We start from the raw sequence: 19,391 nt of genomic DNA on the forward strand, positions 1-19,391 counted from the left end.
TATAATTCGAGGCTCTGCACAACGCGATCAAGAAAAAAATTGAAAGCGTTGGCGGTAAGGATTTTGGGGGTATAGCTCAGCTGGGAGAGCGCTTGCATGGCATGCAAGAGGTCATCGGTTCGATCCCGTTTACCTCCACCAAAACAACGACGTCGGTTTGCAGTGATGCGGGCCGCAAGCGTTCTAGGAATTGACCCTATCGTCTAGAGGCCTAGGACACTACCCTTTCACGGTAGGTACCGGGGTTCGAATCCCCGTAGGGTCGCCAAGTTTGAAGCACTTGTAGCTACAAAGTAGTGAGCAAAGCTTTCTGCCAGGAGTGGTAGTTCAGTTGGTTAGAATACCGGCCTGTCACGCCGGGGGTCGCGGGTTCGAGTCCCGTCCACTCCGCCAGTTTCGGTCAGCTGCGGTCAGTCGCTTGATTAAAAAAGCGCCTTTTCAAGTGAAGGCGCTTTTTTAATCGGAGCTGAAAAGCACAGATTCTAGGTTTTGACCCTATCGTCTAGAGGCCTAGGACACTACCCTTTCACGGTAGGTACCGGGGTTCGAATCCCCGTAGGGTCGCCAAGTTTGAAGCACTTGTAGCTACAAAGTAGTGAGCAAAGCTTTCTGCCAGGAGTGGTAGTTCAGTTGGTTAGAATACCGGCCTGTCACGCCGGGGGTCGCGGGTTCGAGTCCCGTCCACTCCGCCATGGATTTTTTGGGGGTATAGCTCAGCTGGGAGAGCGCTTGCATGGCATGCAAGAGGTCATCGGTTCGATCCCGTTTACCTCCACCAAAACAACGACGTCGGTTTGCAGTGATGCGGACCGAAAGCGTTCTAGGAATTGACCCTATCGTCTAGAGGCCTAGGACACTACCCTTTCACGGTAGGTACCGGGGTTCGAATCCCCGTAGGGTCGCCAAGTTTGAAGCACTTGTAGCTACAAAGTAGTGAGCAAAGCTTTCTGCCAGGAGTGGTAGTTCAGTTGGTTAGAATACCGGCCTGTCACGCCGGGGGTCGCGGGTTCGAGTCCCGTCCACTCCGCCATGGTTTTTTGGGGGTATAGCTCAGCTGGGAGAGCGCTTGCATGGCATGCAAGAGGTCATCGGTTCGATCCCGTTTACCTCCACCAAAACAACGACGTCGGTTTGCAGTGATGCGGGCCGCAAGCGTTCTAGGAATTGACCCTATCGTCTAGAGGCCTAGGACACTACCCTTTCACGGTAGGTACCGGGGTTCGAATCCCCGTAGGGTCGCCAAGTTTGAAGCACTTGTAGCTACAAAGTAGTGAGCAAAGCTTTCTGCCAGGAGTGGTAGTTCAGTTGGTTAGAATACCGGCCTGTCACGCCGGGGGTCGCGGGTTCGAGTCCCGTCCACTCCGCCATGGATTTTTTGGGGGTATAGCTCAGCTGGGAGAGCGCTTGCATGGCATGCAAGAGGTCATCGGTTCGATCCCGTTTACCTCCACCAAAACAACGACGTCGGTTTGCAGTGATGCGGACCGAAAGCGTTCTAGGAATTGACCCTATCGTCTAGAGGCCTAGGACACTACCCTTTCACGGTAGGTACCGGGGTTCGAATCCCCGTAGGGTCGCCAAGTTTGAAGCACTTGTAGCTACAAAGTAGTGAGCAAAGCTTTCTGCCAGGAGTGGTAGTTCAGTTGGTTAGAATACCGGCCTGTCACGCCGGGGGTCGCGGGTTCGAGTCCCGTCCACTCCGCCAGATTTTGAAAACCGCTGTAGCGTCAAGCTGCAGCGGTTTTTTTATGCCTGCATGATTCAAGGCGATTGTTGCGCACGCTAAAGAAATAGCAGCGCCAGGCGCTGCTATTTGGTGAGGCAGGGTATTTAGCCGCTGCGTCTTTTGGCCGCAGGCATGGGCGTTTTGGGTTTGAAGTCGCAGTACGGCGCCACCAGGCATTCCCAGCACTTGGGGGTGCGTGCCTGGCAGACATAGCGGCCCAGCAGAATCAGCCAGTGGTGGGAGTCCACGGCATATTCAGCCGGAACGCGCTTGAGCAGCTGCTTTTCCACTTCCAGCGGGTTTTTTCCGGGCGCCAGGCCGGTGCGGTTGCTGACGCGAAAGATATGCGTGTCCACCGCCATGGTGGGCTGGCCAAAGGCCACGTTGAGCACCACGTTGGCCGTCTTGCGGCCCACGCCGGGCAGGGTCTCCAGCTCCTCGCGCGTTTGCGGCAGCTGGCCGCCAAAGCGCTCCACCAAAATCTGGCAGGCCTCCATCAAATGCCTGGCCTTGCTGCGGTACAGGCCAATGGTCTTGATATAGCCCTCCAGCCCTTCAATGCCCAGGTCCAGAATGGCCTGGGGTGTATTGGCCACGGGAAACAGCTTGCGCGTGGCCTTGTTCACGCCCACGTCGGTGGCCTGGGCGGACAGCAGCACGGCGGCCAGCAGCTCGAAATCGCTGCTGTATTCCAGCTCGGTTTCCGGGTGCGGGTTGGCGGCTTGCAGGGTTTGAAAGAAGGGGGCGATCTGCGAGGTTTTCATGCTGGGTCGCATTGTCGCCCAGCCTGGGCTGGGGTGCGTGTCTGTGCTTGCATGGCCGTTGCATCGCGGCTGGCGAAGGGCAGGGCGCTGCAAAGCGGAGGCGGCCGGACGTGGGGATGTGGCGGCCTTGCTGCCCGGTGGTGACAGAAAGGCCGACAATGAGGGCTTGCCTGCGGCGGCCGGCCTGGCCTGTGGTGCCGCGCATGTCTTTCTTTTTTACCGACCTCTTTTGACCGGAAGTTTTCCCCATGCAATTCGCCGAGCGTCTGAACCACGTCGAAACCTCTGCCATCCGTGAGCTGTTCAAGCTGCTGGGCAAGCCGGGCATCATCAGCTTTGCCGGCGGCTTTCCCGATGCGGCGCTGTTCGATGTGGCCGGCATGCAGGCCGCCTCCCAGGCCGCGCTGAGCGAGGAGCCTGGCGCTGCCCTGCAATACGGCGCCACCGAGGGCTACCAACCCCTGCGCGAGCAGCTGGCCGGCTTTATGCAGGCCAAGGGCGCCCGCGATGTGGCGGCCGAGCAGCTCATCGTCACCACCGGCAGCCAGCAGGCGCTGGACCTGCTGGGCAAGACCATGATCTCGCCCGGTGACAAGGTGATTGTGGAAGGCCCCACGTTTTTGGCCACCATCCAGTGCTTTCGCCTGTATGGCGCCGAGGTCATCAGCGCACCGGTGGACAGCCAGGGTGTGCAGGTGGATGTGCTGGAGCAGCTCATCGTCGAGCACCGCCCCAAACTGGTCTATCTGATCCCCACCTTTGGCAACCCCAGTGGCGCCACATTGAGCCTTGCGCGCCGCAAGCGCGTGCTGGAACTCGCTGCCAAGCACCAGGTGCTGGTGGTGGAAGACGATCCCTACGGCGATCTGTACTTTGACGCTGCGCCCCCCCCCAGCCTGCTTGCCCTGTCCAAGGACGTGCCCGGCAGCCGCGAGTGGCTGGCGCATTGCGGCTCGCTGTCCAAGGTGCTCAGCCCAGGCCTGCGCATTGGCTGGCTGATTGCCAACCCCGAGCTGCTGGCCAAGGCCGTGATGTGCAAGCAGTTCAGCGATGCCCACACCAGCACCTTTGCCCAGGCCACGGCGGCGCAATACCTCAAGGCCGGCCATATGCCGGCCGCGCTGGCCAAGGTGCGCAAGGTTTACGCCGCCCGCGCCCAGGCCATGATGGATGCGCTGCGCAGCGAACTGGGTGATGCCGTGGAGTTCACCGCCCCCATGGGCGGCCTGTTCCTGTGGCTGCGGCTGACGGGCAAGGGTGGCAAGCTGGCCGATGCCGCTGTGCTGGCCAAGCAGGCCATTGAGCAAGGCGTGGCCTTTGTGCCCGGCGCACCTTTCTTCAGCCAGAACCCGGATGCGGCCACGCTGCGCCTGTCGTTTGCCACGGCCGACGAGGCCAAGATCCGCGAAGGCGTGCAGCGCCTCAAAAAAGCGTTGGAAAGCTGAAATGACGGATAACGTGAATGCGCAGGATGCGCGGCTGACCGATCTGGAGATCAAGCTCAGCTATATGGAAGACCTGGTGGAGCAGCTCAATGTCAGCGTCTACCGCCAGCAGCAGACCATCGATGTGCTGGTGGAGGAGGTGCGCAATCTGCGCCGCCAGGCCGCGCCGGCCGAAGGGGCGACGGCCCAGGGCAATTTGCGGGACGAGCTGCCGCCGCATTATTGACCCCCCCTGAGCGGCGTTGCCGCTTCCCCCCCAAGGGGGACGGCAGCCTCGCTACGGGGCGGCCCTTGCTCGCTGCCCCTGGCCTGGGGCATGCCGGTTTTTGCGCTGCGCCTTTGGTATTTCTCCCTCGCCCCTCTGGGGAGAGGGCTGGGGATGCTGCCAGTGCTGCGGGGCGGCCCTTGTGCGGCAGCTCTGACATGGGGCGCGTTTTATGCGCAGCTCCCTGGGTGCGGCAGAAGATTCACACTGCAGTACCGCTCTTAAATCAGAAGCTACCTGTGCTTATGGTGCTTATGTTTCAGCATCGAATGTGCTGTAAACCAAGGCGCTATAGGCACAGGCAGCTCTTTTTTTGATAGGGGCCGTTTGCGGCGTCCCATGGTGTGCGGCGGCTTAGAACATGTTCTTACGGCGCGCTGTGGCCCGACAGTGCCTGCAGGCGCGCATACAGCCCGCCTTGGGCGATCAGCTCGGCATGCGTGCCCTGTTCGGCAATGCGGCCGCGTTCCATGACGACCACGCGGTCGGCATGTTCGATGGTGGAGAGGCGGTGGGCAATCACCAAGGTAGTGCGGCCCTGCATCAGGGTCTGCAGGGCTTGTTGCACCAGGCGCTCGGATTCGGTGTCCAGGGCCGAGGTGGCCTCGTCCAGAATCAGGATGGGTGCGTTCTTGTACAGCGCGCGGGCAATGGCCAGGCGCTGGCGTTGGCCGCCGGACAGCTGGGTGGCGTTGTGGCCCACATTGGTGTGAATGCCCTGGGGCAGGCTGCGCACATGTTCGCCCAGGTTGGCGGCTTCCAGGCAGGACCAGATGCGGGCCTCATCCGCCTCGGCGCCCAGGGCCACGTTGGCGGCAATGCTGTCGTTGAACATCACCACATCCTGGCTGACCATGGCGAACTGGCGGCGCAGATAGGCCAGATCCCAGTCCTCGATGGCCTGGTCGTCGATGGTGATGCGGCCCGCGCTGGGCAGCAAAAAGCGTGGCAGCAGATTGACCAGGGTGGTTTTGCCCGCGCCAGAGGGGCCGACCAGGGCCACCACTTCGCCGGGGTGCACGGTCAAGTCCACATGGTCCAGGGCCGGCGCCTTGTCGGGGCCAAACTGCACGCCCACGCCTTGCAGCGTGATCTCGCCGCGCACCGGGCTGGGCTGGGCGCTGCCGCTGTCCTCGGGCTGGCTGTGCTCCAGCAGGCCCAGGCCGCGTTCCAGAGCGGCCACGCCGCGCGTGATGGGGTTGGCCACATCGGCCATGCGGCGCAGCGGGGCGATCAGCATCAGCATGGCACTGATAAAGGCCACAAAGCTGCCCACGGTGACATCCTGGCTGCCCTCAAAGCGGCTTTGCCACAGCGCAATGCAGATCACGGCCGACAAGGCCGCGGCTGCGAGCAACTGGGTCAGCGGCGTCATGGCTGCCGAGGCGATGGTGGACTTGATGGCCAGGCCGCGCAGCGTGCGGCTCAGGCCCTGAAAGCGCTGGTTTTGCTGCTCCTGGGCACCATGCAGGCGCACCACGCGGTGGGCCAGCACGCTTTCCTCCACCACATAGGCCAGCGAATCGGTGGCGTGCTGGCTGCTCTTGGTGATGCGGTACAGGCGCTTGGACAGGGTCTTCATGATCCAGCCCACGCCGGGCACCAAAAAGGCCACGGCCAGCGTCAGCTGCCAGTTCAGATAGAGCAGATAGCCCAGCAGGGCGATCAGGGTGAAACCGTCGCGCGAGATGCTGAGAAAGGCCTGTACCAGCTGGGTGGCGCCGGTCTGCACCTCATACACCACGGTGTTGGACAGGGCGCTGGCCGACTGGTTGCTAAACAGCTGGGCCTGGGCGTTTTGTACGCGGGCAAACAAATCCTTGCGCAGACGCAGCATGCCCTCGTTGGCAATGCGTGCCAGCGCGTACTGGCCGGTGAACTGGGAGATCCCGCGGATCAGAAACACGCCGATGATGAAGAGCGGCACCATCCACAGATTGAGTGTGCCCTTGGTGAAGCCGCTGTCGAGCAAGGGCTGGAGCAGGGCCGGAATCAAAGGCTCGGTGGCCGCGCCGATCAGGGTGGCCAGGATGGCAAGCCCCCATGCCAGGCGTTGGTTGCCAAAATAGGGGGCGATGCGGCGAAGCCGTTGCGTGAGTGTCAAGTCCGGGGTGCCCAGAGTCGACATCTTTGTATGGTCAGGGGTCTGCATTTCAGGGCAGATTCTACGGGGGCGTACTATGATGGTGTGTCTCAGACAGACGCAGACATTTTTTGTTTTGCACGTGCTGTGTATCAATCACAATCCGGATTGCCGAGACGGGCTCGGCTTCTTGATGGCTGCTAATGACTATTGAACGTACACCAACCACCACCTCTCCAATAGCGGCGGTGCCGCTGGCGTCACGCCGCAGCGTTCTCGCTGCCATGGCTTCGGCTTCAGCACTGCCGGCGCTGGCTCAATTCCGTGTCGAAGTGACGGGTGTGGGCCTGACCCAGTTGCCCATTGCCTTGCCCGCCTTTCGTGGCGAAGACGGCGCCCCGCAGAAAATCTCCGCCATCATCAAGGCCGACCTGGAGCGCAGCGGCCAGTTTCGCGGCGTGGACGCTTCGGGCGTGCAGCTGGACGAAACCACCCGCCCCGACCTGGGCGTATGGCGCCAGCGCGCAGCGGACTCCATGGCTGCCGGCTCGGTGACGCGCCTGGCCGATGGCCGCTATGACGTGCGCTTTCGCCTGTGGGATGTGGTCAAAGGCCAGGACTTGGGTGGCCAGGGCTATGCCGTCACCCAGGCCGATCTGCGCCTGGTGGCCCACCGCATTGCCGACTACATCTACGAAAAGCTGACTGGCGAGAAGGGTATTTTCTCCACCCGCATCTCTTACGTGACCAAGGCCGGCAAGCGCTATGTGCTGTGGGTCGCCGATGCCGATGGCGAGAATGCCCAGTCGGCGCTGTCGAGCAATGAACCCATCATCTCGCCAGCCTGGTCGCCCAGCGGCGGGCAACTGGCCTATGTGTCGTTCGAGTCGCGCAAGCCCGTGGTCTATGTGCATGAGATCGCTTCGGGCCGCCGCCGCCTGGTGGCCAATTTCCGCGGCTCCAACAGTGCGCCGGCTTGGTCGCCAGATGGCAACACGCTGGCGGTGACGCTGACGCGCGACGGCTCGTCGCAGCTCTACACCATCTCTGCCCAGGGCGGCGAGGCGCGCCGCCTGATGCAAAGCAGCGGTATCGACACCGAGCCCAGCTACGCCAGCGATGGCCGTACCATTTATTTCGTCAGTGATCGCGGCGGTGCGCCGCAGATCTACAAGGTGGCTGCTTCCGGAGGTGGCGCACAGCGCGTCACCTTCAATGGCAGCTACAACATCTCTCCGTGTGTGAGTCCCGACGGCAAATGGCTGGCGTACATCTCGCGCGTGGGTGGCGGCTTCAAGCTGCATGTCATGGACCTGGCCTCCGGCACCGTGACTGCACTGACCGACACCACGGAAGACGAAAGCCCGAGTTTTGCCCCGAATAGCCGACTCATTGTCTACGCCACCAAGCAGCAAGGTCGTGAAGCCCTCATGACCACTACGCTCGACGGAAAGATCAAGGCGCGACTGGCGGGTCAAAGTGGAGACATACGGGAACCCTCATGGGGCCCGTTCCAGAAGTATTGAGATCCGACCCCTTTCTTTCACCGTAAAACAAACCTCTTTTTGGAGAAATTCCAATGATCGAATTCAAACGCATCTCCCTGGCTCTGGCCGTGGTCGCATTGATGGCGGGTTGCAGCTCCGGCGTGAAGCTGGACGACTCTGCCAACAAGGATGGCGGCGCGCTGACCTCCAACGGCGCTGGCGCCGGTGGTGCTGGCCAGAGCGGCGTGACTGGCGTGGACCTGTCGGGTACCGATGCCAATGCTCAAGGCCCTGTGGGTGTGAGCCGCATCGTCTACTTTGACTTTGACAGCTATTCCATCAAGGCCGATGCACAGCCCCAGATCGAAGCCCATGCGCGCTTCCTGAAGGAAGCGAACAGCCGCAAGCTGGTGATCGAAGGCCACACCGACGAACGTGGCGGCCGTGAATACAACCTGGCGCTGGGTCAAAAGCGTGCGGAAGCCGTGCGCCGCGCCATGGGTGTGCTGGGTGTGAACGACAGCCAGATGGAAGCCGTGAGCTTCGGCAAGGAAAAGCCTGCCGCTACCGGTCACTCTGAAGACGACTTCGCTCAAAACCGCCGCGCTGAGCTCTCCTACCGCTGATGATGACTGCTAGCTCCGACTTTCGCCTACCGCGCCTGCGAGGCCTGTGCCTTGCGGCATTGCTCACCATGACGGCGGCTGCCTCGCAGGCAGCCCTGTTTTCTGACGATGAGGCGCGCCGCGCCATCTTGGAGGTGCGCCAGCGTGTGGACACGCTGCAGCAACGCCAAGCCGATGACGTGACGCAGCTGCGCCGCTCGGTGCTGGACATGCAGCGCCAGATTGAGACGCTGCGCTCGGACGTGGCCCGCTTGACGGGTCAGAACGAGCAGCTGGTGCGTGAGGCGTCGGAGCTGCAGCGCAAGCAAAAAGACATGGCGCAAGGTGTGGATGAACGCCTGCGCCAGTTCGAACCCGTGCAAGTGACGGTGGACGGGCAGCAGTTCCAGGCCGATCCGGCGGAGCAGCGCGACTTCGATGCCGCGCTGGCCCAGTTCCGTGCCGGGCAGTTTCCGGAAGCACGCAAGGCGTTTGCCGCCTTTGTGAACAGCTATCCCAAGAGCGGCTACGTGCCTTCGGCACGTTTTTGGCTGGGCAATACCCAGTATGCAGGGCGCGACTACAAGGAGGCGATTGCCAACTTCCGCTCCATGCTGACGGCCGTACCCAACCATGAACGCGCCCCGGAAGCCACGCTGTCGATTGCCAACTGCCAGATCGAAATGAAAGACACCCGGGCAGCACGCAAGACGCTGGAGGAGCTGCTCAAGGCCTATCCCAACTCCGAAGCTGCAGTGGCAGCCAAGGACCGCCTGGCCCGACTCAAATAATGGTGCAAACCCCATCGCAAGCGCTGCCCGCGTCGGCAGCGCTTGCTGTTTCTGAGGACGACCTGCTGCGCCGCTTTGGCGGGCTGGAGCGTCTGTATGGCGTGGAAGGTGCTGCCCGCATCCGTGCCGCCCATGTGGTGGTGGTAGGGATTGGTGGCGTGGGCTCCTGGGCCGTGGAGGCGCTGGCGCGCAGTGGCGTGGGGCAGCTGACGCTGATTGATCTGGACAATGTGGCTGAGTCCAATATCAACCGCCAAATCCATGCCCTGACCGATACCGTGGGCATGGCCAAGGTGGACGCCATGCGCTTGCGCATTGCGCAAATCAACCCGCAATGCGTGGTGCATTGCGTGGAGGATTTTGTCACCCCCGAGAACTGGGATGCGCTGCGCCCCGCCGGTGCGCATGCCGTCATCGACGCCTGCGACCAGGTCAAGACCAAGGTGGCCATGGCCGCCCATGCACGCCGCCATCGCTACCCCTTTATCTCGGTGGGCGCCGCAGGCGGTAAGCGTTGGGCGCACAAGGTGGATATCGACGATGTCTCCGCCGTCACCCACGACCCCTTGCTGGCCCAGCTGCGCTATCGCCTGCGGCGCGAGCATGGCGCCCCGCGGGACGGCAAGAAGATGGGCGTGAGCTGCGTCTTCAGCCGTGAGGCCGTGGCCCAGCCTGATGCATCCTGCCAGCTGGTCCAAGGCGATGGCAGCCTGAACTGCCACGGCTATGGCTCGGTGGTGGCCGTCACGGCCACCTTCGGGCAATGCGCGGCCGGCTGGGCGCTAGAGCGTTTGTGCGAAGCAGTTTCCCAAACCACCTGAAATTTGGTGCTACAATCGTGGTCTTCGCTGATTAAGAAACATTTTTGATTTGCGATGTGTGTGGGTCTTTAGCTCAGCCGGTAGAGCAGCGGACTTTTAATCCGTTGGTCACGAGTTCGAATCTCGTAGGACCCACCAATGAATTCAAGGACTTAGGTTAACGCCTAAGTCCTTTTTTCGTTCCAGGTGTCAACCAACTGTCAACGCAGATAACGGGTTGAGCTTGACCACCTCTTGCAGGTGGTCTGGCGCCAGGTGGGCGTAGCGCATCGTCATGGTCAGATTGGCATGGCCCAGGCTGCGCTGGAGCACCAGGATGTTGCCGCCATTCATCATGAAGTGCGATGCGAATGTGTGCCGCAGCACATGTGTGAGCTGCCCATCTTGCAGCTCGATGCCGGAGCGTCCAACAGCATCACGAAACGCCGAGTAGCAGGGTGCAAAAAAGCGTTGGCCTGTCTCGGCCTTGAGGTGGTGTGATTGGAGTTGCTGGGCCAGTTCGGGATCAATTGGGATGGCGCGCACCTTCCCGGACTTGGTGCCTGCGAATTGCACCTGGTCGTTGCGCAGGTGGCGGGCTTCCAGGCTCTCTGCTTCGCTCCAGCGTGCACCGGTTGCCAGGCAGACCCTTGCGACCATCGCCGCGTGGCGGTTCTTGCCCTTCTGCAGCTCCGATAAAAGATCATGAATTTGATCCGCTGCCAGGTAGGACAGCTCGGACTCCTGCACCTTGAACTGGCGCAGTTCTGCAAGGGGGTTGGGCTTGCTCCACTGCCCCAGTCTCCGCAGCTCATTGAATACGGAGCGCAGATAGGCATGCTCACGATTGACGCTGTTGGGGACGATCCCGGCCGCGAGGCGCTCGGTGCGGTATGCCGTGAACGTGTTGACCGTAAACCGGTCGGCTATGGGGTTGCCCATGGCTGTGCAGGCGAGCTTGAGCCGGTTGTAGGTGTCGGTGCCGGCCTTGAGGCTGACCCCGTGATGGGTGTGCCAGAGGTCGATCAGCTCACTGAGCTTGCGCGTGTCTCTTTTCTCGGGTTGCCACTTCGCGCTTTGATTGACCTGGGTCTTGAGCCAGGCTTCCCACGCCTTGGCTTCGGCCTGCGTTTTGAACGTCTTGCGGAAGCGCTTTGATCCGCGGCCGCCTGGTTGGCTGTCGACGAGCCAGCCGGTATCTACTTTCTTGATTGCCATCTTTTTCTCGGGTCGTAATGGGGCGATGCGGCCCTTCTGCCGGGGTGTTCGGAGTCAGTCCCCTTGCTTGTCCTTCAGCCTGCGCGAGATCGATGCGGAAAGGGCTATGAGACGTTTGGCATCTACTTCCAGCGCTTGTTGCTGGCTCAGTGAGAGTGGCCGCTCTAGGACTGCCAGATCCAAAGTTTGTGGCTCCTCAGGTGTTGCGCTCTCCACTGTCGGATCTTGTTGCCTCCAGTGCGAGAGTGACCCAGTCAGTAGCCATTCGCAGTAGGCCGGAAATTGCCGGGCGAGAGATTCAAGTAGATCTGCTGATGGCCTCGTTCCTCGGGTGTAGTAGGTCTTCCAAGTTGAGGCGGATATGCCCGTGCTTTCCTCTAGCTCCTTGTATCTCCTGGAAGGGGAGGTGGTGGCATCAATCAAGGCCTTCATTCGTTCGTTCAAATTCATGAGCTGTTCTCACTTGACGGTGAGTTCAATTGAATCTACTATTGGATTCAGTTGAACCGATTCATGTAAACCGATATGAACCAGCATACAGCAAGCCCCTCAGTTTCGTCGCTACATGTGCCTCTCATGACCCGTGAAGCTTTTGCTTTTGCAATTGGATTGCCTCTCGGAGTGCTTGTTGGTCAGGCTGAGCGTGGCTACTGGCCACAAATCACGGTCGGCAAGCGGGTGTTCATCAATGTTGAGGCCGTTCGGATGAAGGCTGCTGAGCGCGCAGCGGAGTTCACGCTATGAGCTTCTTTGACATGAGCGGCGGTGCCCGCCTTCTCCACATCGTGCGTCGTGGATACGTGCTGCACAACGATGAGTCCTCGCTCCAGGAGGCTCGACAGATTGCCGCGCGCTTGATTGGGGCAGGGTGCGAGCCCCAGGCAACCGACATAGCTTCCAACGCGGAGCGCACCGGCGCCTGCCCGCAGCGTAGCGAGGACAGCCGCCGGGGCGTGCCGCCGGTGGCGCTTGCTGCTATCAATTTTGGTGGGTACGGCGGCGCTGCTACCACCTCCGTCCCCGTAGGTAACACGGGGACAACTTTTACGGGGCAGAGCCTGTGAGCGCCCGCCGCCGTAATGACCTTCTTCTGGAAGGTCGCGAGATCAAAGCCCGCCTGCATGTTGACCATCAGCGCTACGGTGCCCATATCCACGTTGATTGGCTCCGCTTCACTGTCAATCGTCGCTTTGCGCCCGTGCCCAGCGTAGAGCTGCTGTTTCCAAAGGCAGATAACGGCATTGACTATCAGGCAGTGCGGGACGGCTGGAGTGAAACAGAGCGCATGAACGCCCATTCCGTTGTGCTGGGCCGTCGCCAGCGCATTGTGCGGTTGCTGCGTGACCTGCCTGACCCGGACTACGCAGCCAGCTCTCAAGCCTTCACTTTGGCTGAGGACGTTGCAACCATCCTGGGTCCAGAATTTCGCGTCGATACGCTCATTCAGGGCGGCAAAGACTTTTACCGCTTCCGCATCGACATTCTGCGTAACGACCATCCTGTCGGTTGGGTCGGCTTCCTTTCCACCTCGACCAGCATTCGTGGGCAGGCCCAGGCCAACACCCTTCATTGCAACCTGGAGGGGATGGCCTGCACCTTTGCGCAAAGTGGTTGGCTGGACTCCATGGCCAACTACATCGAGCTGCATCGGGGCCTGCTCACCAGGGTGGACTTGGCCGCTGATTTTTTTGATGGCATGGATCACAAGGGCCATGAAGATGCATTCGCGCGCTTCGCTCACGAATACAGGTCCGGGCTGATGGATCACCTGGGGCATCGACCACAGGAAAACATGGCGGGCTCCTGGCTCTCCAAGAAGAAGGGCCGAAGCTTCTACCTCGGGTCACGCGAAAGCGGCAAGCTCACCAACCTCTACGAAAAGGGCAAGCAGCTCTTTGGCAAAGAGGATGAGTCCAAGTGGCTGCGCGTAGAGCTGCGCTATGGCAACCAAAAGCGTTTGCTGCCTGCAGAGATCTTGCGCCGTCCTGCCAGTGCATTTGCCGGTGCCAGCGAATGGCACGCCAGCATTGTGCGTGAACTGGAATTGCAGGCAGTCCCCATGCCTGTCAAGTGCGAGCCGTGTTTGCCAACGCAAACCGTTGAGGCCGAAGTCACGCGCAACGCCCGTTGGTTCATGAACACCGCTGGGGCCAGTGCTGTTCTTGCCTTCATGAATCTCCCCAAGAACCTCATGCACTCGCTGTTTGATGAGTTCGAGCACAAGTTGCCCAAACGCCTTAGCAAATTCACGCGTGCCGAAGTGGCGTCTTGCTACGAAAAAGTCTTTACCAAGCTGGCTAGCAGTGGGCGCGCTAGTCCGGCATTTGCCTAATGCCTGCACCAAGGAAGAAAACATGCGATTTCAAGCACAAGGAATTCTCACCGGTATCAAGTCCAGCAAGGGCGACTTTGAAGGCCGTGCTTTTGACTCCACCACTTTCCATCTGGCCGTGGATTTACCCGATAGCCAAAGCGGTGAAAGCCTCGGCCAAGTCACGCGCCCATTCAAACTGGGCAGCTCGGCTGAGTTCGCCAAGTGGAAACATCTGAAAAAGGGCTGGCCTGCAGGAGGTGTCTCCGTTGACTGCATTTTTGAAATGGCAGCCGGTGCGGAGCAGTCGTCCAAGCTGATCTTGGTCGATATCCAGCCGAAGAGCACAGCAAAGGCCTAAGCCATGCCTCGCTACGTGGTTCAGTCGTCATTTACTGGCGCGTTTCTGGCCCCTGACCCTGACGATGGTCAGCCGCGTTGGGTGATGTTGTTGCGTGATGCATTTGCACTGGGTGACTTGGAAACCGCTGCAGAAATGATCGCGGATCACGTAGACCCTTTTCATCGGGCGCAGATCGTTGATTTGGAGGGCATCTGAGTGCCTGTGTCTACGGTCGGCGCAAGCCAGGTCTACGTCCTCTATTGCGAAACGCCGCATGGCATCGCGGCAGGCACCACGCCCAGCCAATGCCCGGATGCCTACCGCAAAGAGGTGGCCATCGACCTGCAGGCGCTCCAGCAGCCCGCCAATGCGATTCCCCAGCTTGACCCCGGCGACGTGGCCCAAGCCTTTGGCATGGGCTTCGGTGTCGTCGTGCTGTTCTTCCTGGTCGGCCGGGGAGTCGGCGAAGTTTTGCGGCTCATTCGTCACGGATGAGCCCACCGTCGAGCGGGCGGTTCCCGTTCAAACCAACCCAAGAGAGGACTTCATATGAAGAAGCAATTCAACACCAAGACCGCCATTGCGGCGGCAGTAATGACCGCCCTGGTGCTCGCCAGCGGTGCAGCCGCCGCTGAGGGAACGGGTATCGACCTGACGCCCATTACGGGCGCCTTCAAGGCCTCGGATGTGGTCACCGCTGTGTTGGCTGTGGCCGGCGTGCTGGCGGCCATCTACGCGACCATGACGGCCGCCAAGATGGCGCTGCGTTGGATTCGTGGCGGCTAAGCCCGCGATCTAAAGCGATTCGGGCGGGCCTGATCACCCCGCTTGAATTGATCCCTCACATGACATCACTTTGGTATTTGTTTATTTTTGCCTGGGGCATCGTCTGTGCCTGGGCACTTATCAAGGGCCTGGAATGACGATCTTCAAGCGCTGGCTCCTTCTCAAAATCTGTGTACTGCTTGCCATGCCCATGTACGCATGGCCGCAGGCTTTGCCAAAGCCCCAGCCAGAGAATGTCAATCGCGCAATCTCTGGCACCATGGGCAACGTCATGGCGAATCGTGGGTTTGCAGCCAACGATCCAAGAGTCGCCAACACCATCGCGCGAATGTCACCTGCCCTGCAGGGCATCGCGGGTAGTGCGGCCGTCATTACCGTTGGCACTGTCACCGCTCCAGGCTGGATCTCTGGTGCAGTGGCGATCGGTATCGGTGCTGTCATCTCATATGCTGTTGGCGTGGCCGTCAATGCGGTGGTGAACTGGCTGTTTCGCTCGGATGGGAAAATCGACCAGTCCGGGCTGGAATCAGAGAAAGACCCATCTGGTGGCATCTCTCCTGGTGTGCCCGCGTGGCGCTCGAAGCAGTGGGTTACGCGCTCCACCACCGAATTCATCTGGGGCGGCGACGGCTTTGCGGTTGCCCGTGAGGCCGAGGCCAGCTATCGCGCGGTCAACGGACTTACGCCAAACACGCCTGCATGCACGCTCGCTGCTGGTGGGCAATCAGCCATTTGCGGCAACTCCATCGCCACACTCAACCCCGAAGGGCCTCCAGGGGCATGTCCAAAGGGCACGTTCTGGGTGGCTGGCAACTGCTCCCTCTATGGATTTCTTGCCCCGGCCGGCGTGCCCACCGTTATCGGTCAAACACCGCAGCAGGCGGTCAATGCGCTTCCCAGCGCGGAGCTGGGCAAGGATTTGAATCCCCGGATCATTGCCGCTCTGGCAGATCGTGCATGGCAGTCTGCTGCCAGCCAGCCCGGCTATGACGGCGTACCGTATCCAGTGTCAAAACCAGTGACCGAAGCAGATGTGCAACCCTGGGTGAACGCCAATCCAGAGATTGCACCGAAGGTCCAGGACTTCGTTACCCCCAATCCGGTATCGCCCACGAATCCCAATCCCTGGGCGATTCCTTTGGACCCCAAGGCCCCCGTAATCAAACCTGGTGTGCCCAACACCGGCACCACCAACCCCGCAGCCGCAAACCCCGAGGCGAATCTGGGCCCAGATCCTGGTATTGGTGCCCCCACACTGGAAGCCATCCCCACGGCCCAGCAGATCGCCAATCCCATCCTGCAGCTCGCACCCGATCTGCGAGGGTTCCAGGCCAGCGGCCAAGCTGGCGTCTGTCCACGGCCCACCATCGAGCTGTACGGTACCCATGTGCTCGATGCCCATTGCAAGCTGATCGATGACAACAAGCAGGTGCTGCAGCTGGCCATGGCTTTTGCCTGGGCGGCGATGGCTTTGTTCATCGTGCTGTCGGCGTGAGGGTGTGAACCATGTTTGGCATCCTGCTTTCCGCCCTGAATTCCATCCTGGGTTGGGTGTTCCGTTCGCTACTGATCAAGTTCGTGCTGTTCTTTGCGCTGTACTTCATCACTAGCGAATTCGTGGGCTTCATCGCCGCCTTGCTGCCCAATGCCAGCTCTATCAATGGCACGCTGTCAGGCATCACAGCGGGAACCTGGTTCTTTCTCGATGCGTTCCAGCTTCCCATGGGCATCTCGGCCCTGGTGTCGGCCTACGCCGCACGCTTCATCATCCGTCGCATGCCGGTGATTGGATAAGCCATGCCCATCAACACCTACACCGGCCTGATGGGCTCGGGCAAATCCTATGAATGCGTGTCCTCGGTGATCGTGCCTGCCGTCAAAGCAGGGCGTCGCGTGGTCACCAATGTGGATGGCATCGACAGCGATGCCATTCGGGCCTACTGCCAAGACAAATTCAGCGTACCCATGGAGCAGCTTGGCGAGGTCGTGCATTGCACCAATGACGATGTGCCCAAGGCCAGCTTTTTGCCGCATGGCCAGGACGTGGATACCTTCTGCAAGCCCGGCGACATCATCTGCATTGACGAGGCTTGGCGCTTCTGGGGCACCGACTGCAAGCTGTTGCCCGAGCACAAGGTGTTCTTCCGTGAGCATCGGCACTTCGTCCATCCCGATACCAAGGTCTGCTGTGACTTGGTGCTGATGGTGCAGGACATTACCGACCTACACCGCACGTTACGCGTGGTGGTCGAGGTCACATTTCGCACCACCAAGATCAAAACATTGGGCTGGCAAAAGACCTACCGCGTCGAAATGTGGGAGGGCTACAAGCTCTCGGCCAAAGGGCGGGTGTCGGTCGAGAACAAGCGCTACGACACCGAGATATTTCCGCTGTACAGCAGCTACACCGGAGGCACGGGTAAAGAGCTGCAGGTGGACAGCCGCCAGAACGTGCTGCGCAATCCCAAGCTGTGGTTGCTGGCCGTGGGCGTGGTAGTGCTGTTCGGCTGGGGCGTTTACACCATCCTGGGCTTCTTCAATGGCACGCGGGCCAAGGTGGTAGATGGAAAAAGCGAGCCCGGCAAGACAGTTTCAGCGCTCCCACAGGCTGCTCCCGGCAGCAGTCCCAAGATAAATTCAGCGCAACCAGATGGTGGTGCCCAAGTTTCTGGCGTCTGGCGCCTGGTCGGCACATTTCAGGCCCAGGGCAAGCATTTCGTGGTCATAGAAGGCCAAGGCGGGCGCATTCGCCTGGAGCATCCATCGGCCTTCGTGAACACCGGCGCGGTGATGGTGGGCGAGGTGGACGGGCAGAGAGTGACGGCTTGGAGTGGTAGCGCTCCTTCCAGTCGAAAGGGACAGGAATGATTGGCGACAGATTGAGCCTGGCCAGGTTGGTGAATTGTCACCATTCAGGAGGCGGTAGTAATAGTAGTAGTGCTATTGCTACTATTACTACGCGAGGTCTGCAGGGCGCTGCAAAGCGCATGTATCAATACCTTGCGGCTGCGTGTTTGGCGGCAGCGCTGACCCAGCCGGCGCAGGCTGCGCCCATGGCTGCCAGCTTTGATCTGCAGGGCGCGAATGTGTCTGAGGTGCTGCAGCTGCTCTATGGCGAGGTCATGAGCACGCCCTATGTGCTTGATCCAGAGGTGCTGGGCGATACCCGGCAGGTGTCCTTCCGCTACAAGCACGGGCAAGGTGATCTGCAGACCTTTGTGAGTGGTTTTCTGGAAAGCCTTGGCTACACCTCGGAGAGCAAGGGCGGCGTGGACTTTGTGCGCAAGCGCAAAGCCGAAGAGGCTCCACCGCCCGAAACACGTTTGCATCTCTACCGACCGCAATACCGCGACGTGGCGTACCTGGCGCGCGTGTTGGCTCCGTTGTTCAAAGGTGCGTTTTCAGTTAATCGCAGCATTCGCGCTTCGGGTCAGTCGATGCCGGAAGGGAATGTACCCAATGGCTCGGCCGCCGCGTTGATCGACCAGGATGCCGATGTGTTGCTGTTCTCGAGTACCCAGCCCGAGATAGAGAAGCTGCAGGAGTTGTTGCCGCAAATCGATGTGGCCACTGGCGAAGTGCTGGTGCGCGGCGTGGTCTACGAGGTCAGCCGTACCGACAAATCAGGCTCGGCTTTTGGACTGTTGGCGAACCTCTTGGGCGGCAAGCTCAATCTGGGTGTCGGCTCGGCCGTAGGCAACCTGGGCAACTTCATTCAGCTCAAAAACACCGCGCTGGATGCTGTGTATTCCATGCTGGAGACAGATAGCCGTTTCAAGGTGATTTCATCGCCATCACTGCGCATCCAGTCAGGCGCACGTGGGGTGTTTTCAGTCGGCCAGGATGTTCCCGTGCTGGGCGCACTGTCATTCCCGCAAGGGGCGGGCCAGGCCGTGCAATCGGTCGAGTACCGCAGCTCGGGCGTGATCTTCGACATCAGGCCCACGGTGCGGGATGCTGTGATTGAAATGGCGATCAGCCAGCAACTTTCGGACTTCATCAAGACCACCACTGGCGTGAACAACAGCCCGACGCTGACCAAGCGAGAGCTGAAGACCAAGGTAGGCCTGCAGGACGGTGATGTGATCGTGCTGGGCGGCCTTGCTGAGGACAAGACCTCCAGCAGCCGCGATGGGCTTTCGTTCCTGCCAAACTTCTTGCACACCAGGGGTCATGAGTCGACTGGTACCGAGGTCTTACTTGTGCTGCAGGCGCAGCGTGTGAAGTAGCAGGTCATGTAGGAAATTTGGTCATGACCAAGCAAGACAAATTCAGCGTGTCGGCTTCACGAACTCGGTAAGGTCGATTTCACCAGCTATAAGCTGGGCGGCTTGCTGCTCGCAGGCCTCGGACGGCTCAAACCCTTCCAGGTACACGGAAGCACGTGCATGGTCGACTGCATTCTGGCGCTTGCGGCGCTGCTCGGTATCGGTGATGGGAGTATCGGTCGAGGTGGTGACAATCATTGGATCGACATCCGGATGCAAAAGTGGCGTATTCGTAAGGCTGCTTCGTGTGATGCCTGCCATGGGTAATGATCTTACAGAGCCTGCGAAACCTGCAAGCCATAGTCATGTAGGTTGTCTTTACGTTTTAGAAATTTGGTCATGACCAAGTGCCGTAGATGGCGGCTCAAGCCCCACTGCGGTCGGCCGACTTTCCCCGACATAGGCGCCGAGTTCCACATACAACATGCATTAGCAACCAATCCATAAAAATGCAAGGTCAGTAGCTAATTTACATCAGTGATCGGTGCAGCGGTTGATC

General features: G+C 60.3%; 21 protein-coding genes and 15 tRNA genes. 31 read left to right on the forward strand and 5 right to left on the reverse strand.

The window, feature by feature from the left end; translation table 11 throughout:
• Window positions 1–65 precede the first annotated feature (65 nt).
• The 14 genes from ACA027_RS08185 (at window position 66) to ACA027_RS08250 (ending at window position 1,705) form a co-directional block, all read left to right on the forward strand.
• Window positions 66–141, forward strand: a tRNA-Ala gene (locus ACA027_RS08185).
• Window positions 142–192: 51 nt separating this feature from the next.
• Window positions 193–268, forward strand: a tRNA-Glu gene (locus ACA027_RS08190).
• A 48-nt stretch (window positions 269–316) separates the two neighbouring features.
• Window positions 317–393 (forward strand) — tRNA-Asp (locus tag ACA027_RS08195).
• A gap of 98 nt (window positions 394–491) precedes the next feature.
• A tRNA-Glu gene (locus ACA027_RS08200) sits at window positions 492–567 on the forward strand.
• 48 nt (window positions 568–615) lie between these two features.
• Window positions 616–692, forward strand: a tRNA-Asp gene (locus tag ACA027_RS08205).
• A gap of 10 nt (window positions 693–702) precedes the next feature.
• Window positions 703–778, forward strand: a tRNA-Ala gene (locus tag ACA027_RS08210).
• Between the two features lie 51 nt (window positions 779–829).
• Window positions 830–905 (forward strand) — tRNA-Glu (locus tag ACA027_RS08215).
• Between the two features lie 48 nt (window positions 906–953).
• Window positions 954–1,030, forward strand: a tRNA-Asp gene (locus ACA027_RS08220).
• Between the two features lie 9 nt (window positions 1,031–1,039).
• Window positions 1,040–1,115 (forward strand) — tRNA-Ala (locus tag ACA027_RS08225).
• Window positions 1,116–1,166: 51 nt separating this feature from the next.
• Window positions 1,167–1,242, forward strand: a tRNA-Glu gene (locus tag ACA027_RS08230).
• Window positions 1,243–1,290: 48 nt separating this feature from the next.
• Window positions 1,291–1,367 (forward strand) — tRNA-Asp (locus tag ACA027_RS08235).
• 10 nt (window positions 1,368–1,377) lie between these two features.
• Window positions 1,378–1,453 (forward strand) — tRNA-Ala (locus ACA027_RS08240).
• Between the two features lie 51 nt (window positions 1,454–1,504).
• Window positions 1,505–1,580, forward strand: a tRNA-Glu gene (locus ACA027_RS08245).
• A gap of 48 nt (window positions 1,581–1,628) precedes the next feature.
• A tRNA-Asp gene (locus ACA027_RS08250) sits at window positions 1,629–1,705 on the forward strand.
• Between the two features lie 125 nt (window positions 1,706–1,830).
• On the opposite strand, the gene nth is transcribed toward ACA027_RS08250, so the two are convergent.
• Complete coding sequence (nth, locus tag ACA027_RS08255; protein WP_370681891.1) at window positions 1,831–2,490, reverse strand: endonuclease III; 660 nt, start codon at window positions 2,488–2,490, stop codon at window positions 1,831–1,833.
• Window positions 2,491–2,738: 248 nt separating this feature from the next.
• Here nth and ACA027_RS08260 point away from each other — a divergent pair, with 248 nt between their 5' ends.
• Both ACA027_RS08260 and ACA027_RS08265 read left to right on the forward strand, forming a co-directional pair.
• A complete protein-coding gene (locus tag ACA027_RS08260; protein WP_370681892.1) occupies window positions 2,739–3,935 on the forward strand; it encodes a PLP-dependent aminotransferase family protein in 1,197 nt (398 codons plus the stop codon).
• Window position 3,936: 1 nt separating this feature from the next.
• The gene (locus tag ACA027_RS08265; protein WP_370681893.1) at window positions 3,937–4,161 is read left to right on the forward strand and encodes a SlyX family protein; all 225 of its coding nucleotides are present in this window, start codon (window positions 3,937–3,939) and stop codon (window positions 4,159–4,161) included.
• A 406-nt stretch (window positions 4,162–4,567) separates the two neighbouring features.
• Here ACA027_RS08265 and msbA read toward each other — a convergent pair whose 3' ends face one another.
• Window positions 4,568–6,328, reverse strand: coding sequence for a lipid A export permease/ATP-binding protein MsbA (msbA, locus tag ACA027_RS08270; protein WP_370681894.1), 1,761 nt, complete (start codon window positions 6,326–6,328; stop codon window positions 4,568–4,570).
• 158 nt (window positions 6,329–6,486) lie between these two features.
• On the opposite strand from msbA, the gene tolB reads away from it, so the two are divergent.
• The 5 genes from tolB to ACA027_RS08295 all read left to right on the forward strand — a co-directional run bounded on the left by tolB (window position 6,487) and on the right by ACA027_RS08295 (window position 10,125).
• Window positions 6,487–7,809 (forward strand): Tol-Pal system beta propeller repeat protein TolB, encoded by a 1,323-nt coding sequence (tolB, locus tag ACA027_RS08275; protein WP_370681895.1) that lies wholly within the window; start codon window positions 6,487–6,489, stop codon window positions 7,807–7,809.
• 53 nt (window positions 7,810–7,862) lie between these two features.
• Complete coding sequence (gene pal / locus ACA027_RS08280; RefSeq protein ID WP_370681896.1) at window positions 7,863–8,396, forward strand: peptidoglycan-associated lipoprotein Pal; 534 nt, start codon at window positions 7,863–7,865, stop codon at window positions 8,394–8,396.
• Window positions 8,396–9,166: a tol-pal system protein YbgF gene (ybgF, locus tag ACA027_RS08285; protein WP_370681897.1), complete on the forward strand. Its 771-nt coding sequence runs from the start codon at window positions 8,396–8,398 to the stop codon at window positions 9,164–9,166. Before pal ends, ybgF begins: the two co-directional genes overlap by 1 nt.
• Window positions 9,166–9,987, forward strand: coding sequence for a ThiF family adenylyltransferase (locus ACA027_RS08290; RefSeq protein ID WP_370681898.1), 822 nt, complete (start codon window positions 9,166–9,168; stop codon window positions 9,985–9,987). Before ybgF ends, ACA027_RS08290 begins: the two co-directional genes overlap by 1 nt.
• Window positions 9,988–10,049: 62 nt before the next feature.
• Window positions 10,050–10,125, forward strand: a tRNA-Lys gene (locus tag ACA027_RS08295).
• A 51-nt stretch (window positions 10,126–10,176) separates the two neighbouring features.
• On the opposite strand, the gene ACA027_RS08300 is transcribed toward ACA027_RS08295, so the two are convergent.
• On the reverse strand, window positions 10,177–11,184 hold the full coding sequence (locus ACA027_RS08300) for a tyrosine-type recombinase/integrase (RefSeq protein ID WP_370681899.1): 1,008 nt from the start codon (window positions 11,182–11,184) through the stop codon (window positions 10,177–10,179).
• A 54-nt stretch (window positions 11,185–11,238) separates the two neighbouring features.
• On the reverse strand, window positions 11,239–11,634 hold the full coding sequence (locus ACA027_RS08305; protein ID WP_370681901.1) for a hypothetical protein: 396 nt from the start codon (window positions 11,632–11,634) through the stop codon (window positions 11,239–11,241).
• A 126-nt stretch (window positions 11,635–11,760) separates the two neighbouring features.
• Here ACA027_RS08305 and ACA027_RS08310 point away from each other — a divergent pair, with 126 nt between their 5' ends.
• The 10 genes from ACA027_RS08310 to ACA027_RS08355 all read left to right on the forward strand — a co-directional run bounded on the left by ACA027_RS08310 (window position 11,761) and on the right by ACA027_RS08355 (window position 18,853).
• Entirely contained in the window at window positions 11,761–11,928 is a 168-nt protein-coding gene (locus ACA027_RS08310; protein ID WP_370681902.1) for a hypothetical protein, read from the forward strand.
• Between the two features lie 316 nt (window positions 11,929–12,244).
• Window positions 12,245–13,516 (forward strand): replication initiation factor domain-containing protein, encoded by a 1,272-nt coding sequence (locus ACA027_RS08315; protein ID WP_370681904.1) that lies wholly within the window; start codon window positions 12,245–12,247, stop codon window positions 13,514–13,516.
• Window positions 13,517–13,538: 22 nt separating this feature from the next.
• The gene (locus ACA027_RS08320; RefSeq protein WP_370681905.1) at window positions 13,539–13,856 is read left to right on the forward strand and encodes a hypothetical protein; all 318 of its coding nucleotides are present in this window, start codon (window positions 13,539–13,541) and stop codon (window positions 13,854–13,856) included.
• 3 nt (window positions 13,857–13,859) lie between these two features.
• Window positions 13,860–14,054, forward strand: coding sequence for a hypothetical protein (locus tag ACA027_RS08325; RefSeq protein ID WP_370681906.1), 195 nt, complete (start codon window positions 13,860–13,862; stop codon window positions 14,052–14,054).
• Complete coding sequence (locus ACA027_RS08330; protein WP_370681907.1) at window positions 14,055–14,333, forward strand: hypothetical protein; 279 nt, start codon at window positions 14,055–14,057, stop codon at window positions 14,331–14,333. It begins immediately after the preceding gene.
• A 54-nt stretch (window positions 14,334–14,387) separates the two neighbouring features.
• Window positions 14,388–14,624: a hypothetical protein gene (locus tag ACA027_RS08335; protein WP_370681908.1), complete on the forward strand. Its 237-nt coding sequence runs from the start codon at window positions 14,388–14,390 to the stop codon at window positions 14,622–14,624.
• A 133-nt stretch (window positions 14,625–14,757) separates the two neighbouring features.
• Window positions 14,758–16,119 carry a hypothetical protein gene (locus tag ACA027_RS08340; RefSeq protein WP_370681909.1) on the forward strand — a complete coding sequence of 454 codons (1,362 nt, stop codon included), beginning with the start codon at window positions 14,758–14,760 and terminating at the stop codon, window positions 16,117–16,119.
• A gap of 11 nt (window positions 16,120–16,130) precedes the next feature.
• Window positions 16,131–16,418 (forward strand): DUF2523 family protein, encoded by a 288-nt coding sequence (locus ACA027_RS08345; RefSeq protein ID WP_370681910.1) that lies wholly within the window; start codon window positions 16,131–16,133, stop codon window positions 16,416–16,418.
• A 3-nt stretch (window positions 16,419–16,421) separates the two neighbouring features.
• A complete protein-coding gene (locus tag ACA027_RS08350; RefSeq protein ID WP_370681912.1) occupies window positions 16,422–17,492 on the forward strand; it encodes a zonular occludens toxin domain-containing protein in 1,071 nt (356 codons plus the stop codon).
• Between the two features lie 119 nt (window positions 17,493–17,611).
• Complete coding sequence (locus ACA027_RS08355; protein WP_370681913.1) at window positions 17,612–18,853, forward strand: type II secretion system protein GspD; 1,242 nt, start codon at window positions 17,612–17,614, stop codon at window positions 18,851–18,853.
• A 42-nt stretch (window positions 18,854–18,895) separates the two neighbouring features.
• Here the strand turns inward: ACA027_RS08355 and ACA027_RS08360 are convergent, their stop codons facing one another.
• Window positions 18,896–19,153 (reverse strand): antitoxin VbhA family protein, encoded by a 258-nt coding sequence (locus tag ACA027_RS08360; RefSeq protein ID WP_370681914.1) that lies wholly within the window; start codon window positions 19,151–19,153, stop codon window positions 18,896–18,898.
• Window positions 19,154–19,391 lie beyond the last annotated feature (238 nt).

The organism is Comamonas sp. GB3 AK4-5 (genome assembly GCF_041320665.1).
In the GTDB taxonomy this organism is placed as follows: Bacteria; Pseudomonadota; Gammaproteobacteria; order Burkholderiales; family Burkholderiaceae_C; genus Comamonas.